The sequence below is a fragment of the Rhodopseudomonas sp. BR0C11 genome, assembly GCF_010820945.1.
Lineage (GTDB): Bacteria > Pseudomonadota > Alphaproteobacteria > Rhizobiales > Xanthobacteraceae > Rhodopseudomonas > Rhodopseudomonas palustris_H.
Window position 1 is genome coordinate 1 of the sequence record NZ_QTKI01000158.1, and the last position, 10286, is coordinate 10286.

Here is a 10286-nt window from a genome sequence, read left to right on the forward strand (position 1 = left end):
GGTGTTGCCGATGTCGTGCAGCTTGAGGTCGACGAACACTTTCTTGCCGGCGCCGACCAGCGCGCGGGCCAGCGGCAGTCCGCCTGCATAAGCGAGCTGATAGCCGATCTTGTAGAAGCCGACGCTGTCGCCGAGCCGGTCGACCATCGCTTCTGCGACACGAATATCGGGCAGATCGAGCGCGACGATCAGCCGGTCGCGGTCAGGGGTGTCGGCTGGCGCCATGAACTCGTTACCTCATCATCTGCTGGGCGAAATCGATCAGTTGCCGCACCATCGCCTGCAGGGCGGCGATGTCGGCCGGGTGCTTGAGCCGGTCGTTGTCGTCATAAGCCTCGTGGGCGAACGACAGCGTGAGCTGATTGGGAATGACGGGGGCCCTGCAGCCGGACAGGATCAGCCGCAACGCGGCGAGGCAGCGCGCACCACCGAGCTTGCCTTCGGAGGCTGCGGCGAGCGCAAAGGCGCGGTCGCGAAACACCTGCCCCTGGGTCTCATGCGGATCCTCGACCCGCGACACCCAGTCGATCGCGTTCTTGAGCAGCGGCGGCGGCGCCGAATTGTATTCAGGACTGACGATCAGCACGCCGTGGTGCGCGCCGATCATCCGCTTCAGGCCGACGGCGTTCTTCGGCACCCCGGATTTCGCCTCGAAGTCGGCGTCGTAGATCGGCAGCTGATAGTCGGCGAGCGACAGCCAAGTGGTGTCGATATCGGCCCGGGCGAATTCGTGCGCGGCAGCGGCCGCCAGCCGCACATTGTGCGAGCCGGTGCGCAGCGAACCGGGAATGATCAGGATCTTGACCGCGGACATGGCCCGGTATCCCCCAGCGCGCCGCCGCGATCAAGGGCGGGCGGGGTGATCGCGAACCAAGTGCTGTCAGCAAATCAGAGAAGTCGGAGCTTGAACCGGCGGCGCCTCAGCGCTTGCGGTAAACCCAGACACGAGCGGGTGGGACGTTCATCCAGATCCGCTCGGAGCCCTCGGTCGACACGCCGGGCAGCGACTTCGGGATCGGAGGGGCCACCGAATAGGTGAATTGCACGAACGGCGCGCCGGGTTCGAGCAGTGTGAACGCATCGCGGATCAGTTTCATCCGCGTCAGCATCGGCTTGGTCACCAGCGGCAGACCGGACACGACCGCAGTTGCCGGGACCTCGAGCGCATCCCACAGCGAGTCGCGCAGCCGGTAAGCATCGCCCTGCACGACTTTGGCGAGCGGAAAGCGCTCGCGCAGCAACGCGCAGAACCCGGGATCAAATTCGAGCAAGACCAGACGTTTCTGGTCGACGCCATGCTCCACCAGCGCGCTGGTAATCGCGCCGGTCCCAGGCCCAAGTTCGACGACGGGGCCATCAGATTGGATGTCGACGTAACGCGCCATGGTCCGGGCAAGCAGCTTGCCCGACGGCATCACCGCGCCCATGTGCAACGGCTTCTCAATCCAGGAGCGCAGAAAGCGAACCTCGTCGACGAGCGGACGGGGTGGCTTCTTGAACGCGCGAACGGACGACTGCAAAGCCATTCAGCTACCAACCGGGAAAACGCGGCCCAGTGTCAAATTTTTGTTACATCAACAAGTATAGGCCACACCCAGGCCGGTCAAGTTAGACGACCGTCAGGGAGCGCTAGCGCGGGAGCCAAAGAATTCTTTGACCTTCGAGAAGAAACCCACGGCCTCGGGCTGGGTTTCACCGGAGGACAATTTTTCGAACTCCGCCAGCAGTTCCTGCTGCTTCTTGGTGAGGTTCTGTGGCGTTTCGACGACCACCTGGACATACATGTCGCCGACCTGCCGCGAGCGCAGCACTGGCATGCCCTTGCCGGCGATGCGGAATCGGCGGCCGGTCTGCGTGCCCGACGGGACTTTGACCTTGGTCTTACCGCGATCGATCGTCGGCACTTCGAATTCGCCGCCGAGCGCCGCCGTCACCATCGAGATCGGCACGCGGCAGTGCAGGTCGGCGCCGTCGCGCTGGAAGATGGCGTGGTTGGCCAGCGACAGGAAAATATAGAGGTCGCCGGGCGGTCCGCCGCGCAGACCGGCTTCGCCTTCACCGGCCAGCCGAATCCGGGTGCCGTCTTCGACGCCCTGCGGAATGTTGACCGACAGCGTCCGCTCCTTGGTGACGCGGCCGGAGCCGGTGCAGGACGGGCAGGGGTCTTCGATGGTCTGGCCGCGGCCCTGGCAGCTCGGGCAGGTGCGCTCCAGCGTGAAGAAGCCCTGGGCTTGACGGACGCGGCCGGCGCCGCCGCAGGTCGAACAGGTCTTCGGCTTGGTGCCGGCCTTGGCGCCGGTGCCGGAGCACGCTTCGCAGGTGACCGAGACCGGAATTTCGATCTGCGCGGTCTTGCCCTTGAAGGCGTCCTCCAGGGTGATTTCCATGTTGTAGCGCAGGTCGGCGCCACGCTCGCGGCCGGTGCCGCGGCCGCGCTGCGCCGCCATGCCGAACAGATCTTCGAAGATGTCGGAGAACGACGACGCAAAGCCCGCGCCGAACCCGGCGCCGCCGCCGAAGCCGCCCTGCTCGAACGCAGCGTGGCCGTAGCGGTCGTAGGCGGCGCGCTTATCGCCATCCTTGAGGACTTCGTAGGCTTCGTTGATCTCTTTGAACTTGATCTCGCACTGCGGGTCGCCCGGATTGCGGTCCGGGTGCCATTTCATCGCGAGCTTGCGGAAGGCGCTCTTCAGCGTCGAATCGTCGGCGTTGCGCTCGACTTCGAGGGTTTCGTAGTAGCAACGCTTGGTAGTGGACATCCGTCAAACCTGCTGGAATTCGACCCGTTTGGCTCCGGGTGCGTGCAGCTTTCATGCCGGTGAAAGAACCGTTCCGAGGGAGGGTCCGCCACGGCCGGCGCCCAATCCCGAAACGGGATCGATACGCCTTACAAGACAACCCCCACCTGATGACCGCGGATGGCGTTCCTCAGATGGGGGCATGGTCCACGTCGCGTAGTCTCCGTCGGAGGTGACTTACGCCGACTTCTTCTTGTCGTCGTCGACTTCGGTGAACTCGGCGTCGACCACGTCGTCCTTACCGGCCTGCTGCGCAGCGCCGCCGGCTTCGGCCTGCTTGTACATCGCTTCGCCGAGCTTCATCGAAGCCTGCGCCAGCGTATTGCTCTTGGTCTTGATCGCCTCGGCGTCGTCGCCCTTCAGGGCTTCGCGCAGATCGCTCAGCGCGTCTTCGATGCTGCGGCGCTCGCCTTCGTCGATCTTCGAACCATGCTCGGCCAGCGCCTTCTCGGTGGAATGCACCAGCGCGTCGGCGTGGTTCTTGGCGTCGACCGCTTCGCGGCGTTTCTTGTCTTCGGCCGCGTTGGCTTCGGCGTCCTTGACCATCTTGTCGATCTCGGAGTCGGACAGACCGCCAGAAGCCTGGATGCGGATCTGCTGCTCCTTGCCGGTCGCCTTGTCCTTGGCCGAGACGTTGACGATGCCGTTGGCGTCGATGTCGAACGTCACTTCGATCTGCGGCATGCCGCGCGGTGCCGGCGGAATGCCCATCAGGTCGAACTGACCGAGCATCTTGTTGTCGGCCGCCATTTCGCGCTCGCCCTGGAAGACCCGGATGGTGACCGCGTTTTGATTGTCTTCGGCGGTCGAGAACACCTGGCTCTTCTTGGTCGGGATCGTGGTGTTGCGATCGATGATGCGGGTGAACACGCCACCCAGCGTCTCGATGCCCAGCGACAGCGGGGTCACGTCGAGCAGCAGCACGTCCTTGACGTCGCCCTGCAGCACGCCGGCCTGGATCGCCGCGCCGATCGCCACGACTTCGTCCGGGTTGACGCCCTTGTGCGGCTCCTTGCCGAACAGCTGCTTCACCACTTCCTGGACCTTCGGCATGCGGGTCATGCCGCCGACCAGCACCACTTCGCTGATCTCACCGGCGGTGAGGCCGGCATCCTTCAGCGCCTTGCGGCACGGCTCGATGGTCTTCTGCACCAGATCGTCGACCAGCGCTTCGAACTTGGCGCGGGTCAGCTTCATGGTCAGATGCTTCGGACCGGACTGGTCCGCAGTGATGAACGGCAGGTTGATCTCGGTCTGCGTCGTCGACGACAGCTCGATCTTGGCCTTTTCGGCGGCTTCCTTCAGTCGCTGCAGCGCAAGCTTGTCCTTGCGCAGGTCGATGCCCTGCTCCTTCTGGAATTCGTCGGCGAGGTAGTTGACCAGACGCATGTCGAAGTCTTCACCGCCGAGGAAGGTGTCGCCGTTGGTCGACTTAACCTCGAACACGCCGTCGCCGATCTCCAGGATCGAGACGTCGAAGGTGCCGCCGCCGAGGTCGTACACCGCGATGGTGCCGGTCTTGGCCTTGTCGAGACCGTAGGCCAGCGCGGCCGCGGTCGGCTCGTTGATGATGCGCAGCACTTCGAGACCGGCGATCTTGCCGGCGTCCTTGGTGGCCTGGCGCTGGGCGTCGTTGAAGTACGCCGGAACGGTGATGACGGCCTGATCGACTTTCTGGCCGAGATGCGCTTCCGCGGTCTCCTTCATCTTCTGCAGAATGAAGGCCGAGACCTGCGAGGGCGAATAGGTCTTGCCGTCGGCTTCGACCCAGGCGTCGCCGTTGGAAGCCTTGACGATCTTGTAGGGGACGAGACCCTTGTCCTTCTCGACCATCGGGTCGTCGTAGCGGCGGCCGATCAGGCGCTTGACTGCGAAGAAGGTGCGCTCGGGATTGGTGACCGCCTGACGCTTCGCCGGCTGGCCGACCAGACGCTCGCCGTCGTCGGTGATCGCGACGATCGACGGGGTCGTGCGCATACCCTCGGCGTTCTCGATGACTTTGGCAGACTTACCATCCATTACGGCAACGCACGAATTCGTGGTGCCGAGGTCGATACCAATGACCTTTCCCATGGTGTTCACATCCTTCTTTTTGCGGCGAGTTGGACGGGCCCTGACGGCGCACCGGTCCAAACCCCCTAAGAAAATTCACTTGCTCGCGATTTGGCGGCGGTGAGCCTGATATAGGAGGGGGGGTCGGGTCCGCAAGGACCGTGGCGGCGTTTCGATCACGAAAACATGGGCTTTACGAATCGTTACGAACCGCCTGCATAGCGCGCTGCGGCGCGGCTTGCCGGGCCGGCGCGCGCAGCGCATCATCGCGGTCGCCGGCCGTCCGATTTGCGGCACCAAACCCGGTCGAACCCGACCAAACAACGGCCTCAATGCAGCCCCAGGACAACTCGCCATGAGACAGATAGCGCGCTTGTTTGCGATTGCCCTGCTGTCGGCCGCCGCGACCAACGCGGTCGCCGCCGATGCGGTTTACCCACGCGGCATCCGGGTCGGCATCGTGCCGATGCCGGGGCTGAACCAGTCCACGGCCTTCCTGGGCTTTGAGTCTGCGGACCAAGGCGTCAAGGTGCTGGTGTCGGAGCTGCCGGGACCGGCGTTCGATCAGATCGACGCGGCCTTCAAAGCCGCGCCCGAAGGCTCGCTCGGCAACGTCAAGCCGGAGAAGATCGAGACCGCCGCCGGCAACGGCTATTTCACCGCCGAAGACGCGGTGGTGGGGCCCGACAAGGTCCGCCGCTACTCGCTGATCGTGCCCGGCAGCAAGCTGTTTTCCGGCTACGTCGCCGTCCAGGTGCCGGCGACCGAGGCGAAGACCTACTCGGACGAGGCCGTCAAGAAGATGCTGTCGTCGGTGTCGGTGCGGCAGCAGGTGCCGATCGACGAGCAGGTCGCGCAGATGCCGTTCAAGATCCGCGAGCTCGGCGACTTCAAGACGGTGCGGACGCTGGCCCCCGGCGCTGCACTGCTCCTGACCGATGGCAACGAAGAGGCGGTCGAGACCGGCCCGTTCATGGTGCTGGGCCTGATCGGTTCGGTGCCGGAGAAGACCGACGACCGCGCCCGCTTCGCCCAGCAGGCGGCCGAAGCCATCCCCGGCGTGCGCGAGAGCAAGATCACGATGTCCGAGCCGATCCGGATCGATGGCGCGCCCGGATTCGAGACCCGGGTCACCGGCGTCAGCGGCAAGGACAATACGCCGGTGACCGTGGTGCAGTGGCTGCGCTTCGGCAGCGCCAATGTGGCGATGCGGGTGATCGGCTCGTCGCCGAAAGAACAATGGGAAACTGCGTTTCCGCGCTTCCGCAAAGTCCGCGACGGTTTGCAGCCGCGCTGATCAAATGAAAAACGACGCGCAGGGGGCGCGTCGTTCTATTTCTCAAAACATTTTCTGAGGCTGATCAGCGGCGCGGCTCCGGCTCGCGCCGAAGCCGCAACTCGCCTCAGTTGACGCTGCCGGTCTCGCTGCCGCCGTCGCTCGGCGCCGCCTTGGCGCCGCCCTTGGCGACGCCGACCAGCGCCGGACGCAGCACACGGTCACCGATCGTGAAGCCGGCCTGAACCACCTGCACCACGGTGCCGGCCGGCACCGACGGATCCGGCACTTCGTACATCGCCTGCTGGAAGTTCGGATCGAACTTCTGACCCTTCGGGTCGAACTTCTTGACGCCGTTCTTTTCCAGCGCGTTGAGCAGCGAGCGCTCGGTCAGCTCGACGCCCTCGATCAGCGCCTTGAGGCCCGGCTCGGCATTGGCGCGGGCGTCGGCCGGCACCGCGTCGAGCGCGCGCTGCAGATTGTCGGCGATATCGAGCACGTCGCGTGCGAACGAGGTCACCCCATAGGTGCGCGCGTCGGCGACTTCCTTCTGGGTCCGCTTCCGCAGATTCTCCATTTCGGCGAGCGTCCGCAGCATCTTGTCGCGCGCGTCCGCAGCCTCGCGCACCAGTGCCTCGTTCGATCCTTCTTCCGGGTCGTCCGGCATGATGTACGGCTTGGAAACGACCGGATCGGCGGCGGCCTGCGCCGTGTCCTGGTTGTTGTCCTTCTGTCCATCAGTCTCGGTCATCACGCTACCTTCTTGAAAAATCTCTGGATCGTTACGGGAGAGCTGGCCGGGATATCGTGGTTTGCGGCGCGAAAATCAAGTTTCGGAAAATCAGCCGCCGAGCATCCGGCTGACGATCCGCGCGGTGTAATCGACCATCGGGATCACCCGCGCATAGTTCAGCCGTGTCGGGCCGATCACGCCGAGCACCCCGACGATGTGGCCGGCGCCGTCGCTGTACGGCGCGATGATGGTGGACGAGCCCGACAGCGAGAACAGCTTGTTTTCCGAGCCGATGAAGATCCGTACGCCGTCGGCGCTTTCGGCGCGGCCGAGCAGATCGATCACCCCGCGCTTGGTCTCGAGGTCATCGAACAACAGCCGCACCCGCTCCAGATCATCGAGCGCGTGCAGGTCTTCGAGCAGATTGGCGTGGCCGCGCACGATCAGCTGCCGGTCTTCGCCGTCACCGCCGGACCAGCTGGCGATGCCCGCCGCGATGACCTTCTGGGTGAGCTGATCGAGCTCGGCCTTGTTCTGAACCATCAGCGATTCGAGCTCGAGCCGGGCTTCGGCCAGCGTCCGACCGCGAATCCGCGCGTTGAGATAATTGGCTGCCTCGATCAGCGCCGACGATGGCACCCCGGGCGGCAACGTCAGCACCCGGTTCTCGACCTGGCCGTCTTCGGCCACCAGGATCACCAGCGCCCGCTCGGGCTCCAGCCGGACGAATTCGATGTGCTTGAGCCGAACGTTGGCCTTGGCGGTCAGCACAACCGCGGCGGCGCGCGTCAGGCCCGACAGCCGCGTCAACGCCTCGCCGAGCGCGGCTTCGACCGTGTGGGCGCGTCCCACCGACGAAAGCTGCGCCTGGATCGACTGCCGCTCCGGCTCGGTCAGGTCGCCGACCTGCATCAGGGCGTCGACGAAGAACCGCAGGCCGAGTTCGGTCGGCAGCCGGCCGGCCGAGGTGTGCGGGGCGTAGATCAGGCCGAGCTGTTCGAGATCGGCCATCACGTTGCGCACCGAAGCCGGCGACAGCGGGACGGAAATCAGACGGGAAATGTTGCGGGAGCCCACCGGCTCACCGGTCGCGAGATAGCTTTCGACGATCTGACGAAAAATCTCCCGCGAGCGCTCGTTGAGCTGGGCAAGGCCGGCATTGGGCGCGATCAGGCCGATCGGGTCGTGCTGAGCCAAATTGTCCTCCGTAATCCCCTTAATTTGTCGTCGCTTCGGCCCGGTTACAAGCGGGGAGCGCATGGCTTTGGCCGCAACCCTTGCCGCTGCGGCTGCGGCCCCCTAAAAGCACCGCAACATTGTTCTTCCCCCTGCCATAGATGGAGGTCCCCCATGCGGCCGAGCCGCCGTGCGCCCGACGAATTGCGCGCCGTGTCGCTGGAACGCGGCGTCGTCAAATATGCCGAGGGCTCCTGCTTGGTGAAGTTCGGCGACACCCACGTGCTGGTGACCGCCACCCTGGAAGAGCGGCTGCCGCCGTGGCTGAAGGGCCAGGGCCGCGGCTGGGTGACGGCCGAATACGGCATGCTGCCGCGGGCCACCCTGGAGCGCACCCGCCGCGAAGCGTCCGCCGGCAAGCAGAACGGCCGGACCGTGGAGATTCAGCGCCTGATCGGCCGCTCGCTGCGCACCATCGTCGATCTCGAGGCGCTCGGCGAGCGCCAGATCACCGTCGACTGCGACGTGCTGCAGGCCGACGGCGGCACCCGCACCGCTTCGATTACCGGCGCCTGGGTCGCGCTTGCGGACTGCCTGAACTGGATGAAGGCCCGCAACATGATCAAGGGCCAGGTGCTCCGCGATAACGTCGCGGCGATCTCCTGCGGCATCTACAACGGCACGCCAGTGCTGGACCTCGACTACGCCGAGGATTCCGAGGCCGAGACCGACGCCAACTTCGTAATGACCGGCGACGGCCGGCTGGTCGAGGTGCAGGGCACCGCGGAACGCACCCCGTTCTCGCAGGACGAGTTCCTGCAGCTGATGGCGCTGGCGCAAAAGGGCGTCGCCCGGCTGGTGGACCTGCAGAAAATGGCGGTTGGGTGAGTCATTCCTGCCACTTCTTTGCAACGCGAGCTGAGCTAGGCTGACATCGCCATGCATCGTCGAATCACAGGCAAGCTCGTGATCGCCACCCACAATCCCGGCAAGCTGGCCGAGATGCGCGAGCTCTTGGCGCCTTACGGCATCGAAGCGATCTCCGCCGGCGAGCTCGGCCTCGCCGAGCCGGACGAGACCGGCGACAGCTTCCAGGCCAATGCCCGGATCAAGGCCGAAGCCGCCGCCAAGGCCGCGCAACTGCCGGCGTTTGCTGACGATTCCGGCCTTGCGGTGGACGCGCTCGACGGCGCCCCGGGAATATATTCCGCACGCTGGGCCGGCGAGACGAAGGACTTCGGCGCTGCCATGGCGCGGATCGAGCGGCTGCTGCAGGAACGCGGCGCCATCGCGCCGGAGCGGCGCACCGCGCATTTCGTCTCGGCGCTGTGCGTCGCTTGGCCGGACGGGCACATTGAAGAGGTCGAAGCCCGCGCCGACGGCACTTTGGTGTGGCCGCCGCGCGGCACCGCCGGCTTCGGCTACGACCCGGTGTTCCTGCCCGAGGGTCACAGCCGCACCTTCGGCGAGATGACCAGCATCGAAAAGCACGGCCTGCCGCCGCTCGGCCTCGGCCTGTCGCACCGCGCCAAGGCATTCGTCAAACTGGCGGAGATCTGCCTTGCGGGCTAGCTCCGACCCAGCTTTCGGCGTCTACGTGCACTGGCCGTTCTGCCTGTCGAAGTGCCCGTATTGCGACTTCAACAGCCACGTCCGCCACGCCGCGATCGACGAGGAGCGGTTCGCCCGCGCGTTTGCGCGTGAGATCGCCACCACCGCCGAGCGGATCGGGCCGCGCCAGGTGAGTTCGATCTTTCTCGGTGGCGGCACGCCGTCCCTGATGCAGCCATCGACAGTGGCGGCGATCCTGGACGCGATCGCCCGGCACTGGCAGGTCGCGCCCGACGCCGAAGTGACGCTCGAAGCCAATCCGACCAGCGTCGAGGCGACGCGGTTTCGCGGCTATCGCGCCGCCGGCGTCAACCGCGTGTCACTCGGCGTGCAGGCGCTCGACGATGCCTCGCTGAAGGCGCTCGGCCGCTTGCATTCGGCCGAAGAAGCCCTGAATGCGGTGGCGATCGCCAAATCGGCGTTCGACCGCTATTCGTTCGACCTGATCTATGCGCGACCCGGACAGACCGCGGCGATGTGGGAGGCCGAACTGCGCTACGCGATCGGCGAGGCCGCCGAGCATCTGTCGCTGTATCAACTGACCATCGAGCCCGACACGCCGTTCTATTCGCTGCACAAGGCCGGCAAACTGCCGACGCCGGACGAGGCCGAACCGCGGGCGCTGTACGACGTCACTCCA

General features: G+C 65.5%; 11 protein-coding genes. 4 read left to right on the top strand and 7 right to left on the bottom strand.

Annotation, left to right across the window (positions count from 1 at the left end):
* From DYI24_RS13800 to dnaK, 5 genes are all read right to left on the bottom strand, one after another.
* Positions 1 to 225, bottom strand: a 225-nt coding sequence (locus DYI24_RS13800) for an orotidine 5'-phosphate decarboxylase / HUMPS family protein (RefSeq protein ID WP_205523514.1), incomplete at its 3' end; no start/stop codon positions are given.
* A 7-nt stretch (positions 226 to 232) separates the two neighbouring features.
* Positions 233 to 814: an NADPH-dependent FMN reductase gene (locus DYI24_RS13805; RefSeq protein ID WP_107342572.1), complete on the bottom strand. Its 582-nt coding sequence runs from the start codon at positions 812 to 814 to the stop codon at positions 233 to 235.
* 106 nt (positions 815 to 920) lie between these two features.
* Positions 921 to 1526 (bottom strand): class I SAM-dependent methyltransferase, encoded by a 606-nt coding sequence (locus tag DYI24_RS13810; RefSeq protein WP_107342571.1) that lies wholly within the window; start codon positions 1524 to 1526, stop codon positions 921 to 923.
* Between the two features lie 93 nt (positions 1527 to 1619).
* Positions 1620 to 2759 carry a molecular chaperone DnaJ gene (gene dnaJ / locus DYI24_RS13815; RefSeq protein WP_011155902.1) on the bottom strand — a complete coding sequence of 380 codons (1140 nt, stop codon included), beginning with the start codon at positions 2757 to 2759 and terminating at the stop codon, positions 1620 to 1622.
* A gap of 216 nt (positions 2760 to 2975) precedes the next feature.
* Positions 2976 to 4871: a molecular chaperone DnaK gene (gene dnaK / locus DYI24_RS13820; RefSeq protein ID WP_107342570.1), complete on the bottom strand. Its 1896-nt coding sequence runs from the start codon at positions 4869 to 4871 to the stop codon at positions 2976 to 2978.
* Positions 4872 to 5205: 334 nt separating this feature from the next.
* Here dnaK and DYI24_RS13825 point away from each other — a divergent pair, with 334 nt between their 5' ends.
* Positions 5206 to 6147 (top strand): hypothetical protein, encoded by a 942-nt coding sequence (locus DYI24_RS13825; RefSeq protein WP_164572699.1) that lies wholly within the window; start codon positions 5206 to 5208, stop codon positions 6145 to 6147.
* A 106-nt stretch (positions 6148 to 6253) separates the two neighbouring features.
* On the opposite strand, the gene grpE is transcribed toward DYI24_RS13825, so the two are convergent.
* Entirely contained in the window at positions 6254 to 6877 is a 624-nt protein-coding gene (gene grpE / locus DYI24_RS13830) for a nucleotide exchange factor GrpE (RefSeq protein ID WP_107342568.1), read from the bottom strand.
* A 90-nt stretch (positions 6878 to 6967) separates the two neighbouring features.
* On the bottom strand, positions 6968 to 8056 hold the full coding sequence (gene hrcA, locus DYI24_RS13835) for a heat-inducible transcriptional repressor HrcA (protein ID WP_107342567.1): 1089 nt from the start codon (positions 8054 to 8056) through the stop codon (positions 6968 to 6970).
* Positions 8057 to 8209: 153 nt separating this feature from the next.
* Here hrcA and rph point away from each other — a divergent pair, with 153 nt between their 5' ends.
* The 3 genes from rph to hemW form a co-directional block, all read left to right on the top strand.
* Entirely contained in the window at positions 8210 to 8923 is a 714-nt protein-coding gene (rph, locus tag DYI24_RS13840; protein WP_011155897.1) for a ribonuclease PH, read from the top strand.
* A gap of 51 nt (positions 8924 to 8974) precedes the next feature.
* Complete coding sequence (gene rdgB, locus DYI24_RS13845) at positions 8975 to 9607, top strand: RdgB/HAM1 family non-canonical purine NTP pyrophosphatase (protein ID WP_164572700.1); 633 nt, start codon at positions 8975 to 8977, stop codon at positions 9605 to 9607.
* Positions 9597 to 10286 (top strand): radical SAM family heme chaperone HemW (gene hemW / locus DYI24_RS13850; RefSeq protein WP_164572701.1); only part of this gene is annotated, 690 nt, incomplete at its 3' end. The genes rdgB and hemW, both read left to right, overlap by 11 nt.

Bases quoted from the DNA above. Each gene is read 5' to 3' on its own strand.
- DYI24_RS13825 (WP_164572699.1), top strand. From the start codon at position 5,206: ATGAGACAGATAGCGCGCTTGTTTGCGATTGCCCTGCTGTCGGCCGCC.
- dnaK (WP_107342570.1), bottom strand. From the start codon at position 4,871: ATGGGAAAGGTCATTGGTATCGACCTCGGCACCACGAATTCGTGCGTT.
- dnaJ (WP_011155902.1), bottom strand. From the start codon at position 2,759: ATGTCCACTACCAAGCGTTGCTACTACGAAACCCTCGAAGTCGAGCGC.
- DYI24_RS13810 (WP_107342571.1), bottom strand. From the start codon at position 1,526: ATGGCTTTGCAGTCGTCCGTTCGCGCGTTCAAGAAGCCACCCCGTCCG.
- rph (WP_011155897.1), top strand. From the start codon at position 8,210: ATGCGGCCGAGCCGCCGTGCGCCCGACGAATTGCGCGCCGTGTCGCTG.
- DYI24_RS13805 (WP_107342572.1), bottom strand. From the start codon at position 814: ATGTCCGCGGTCAAGATCCTGATCATTCCCGGTTCGCTGCGCACCGGC.
- rdgB (WP_164572700.1), top strand. From the start codon at position 8,975: ATGCATCGTCGAATCACAGGCAAGCTCGTGATCGCCACCCACAATCCC.
- grpE (WP_107342568.1), bottom strand. From the start codon at position 6,877: ATGACCGAGACTGATGGACAGAAGGACAACAACCAGGACACGGCGCAG.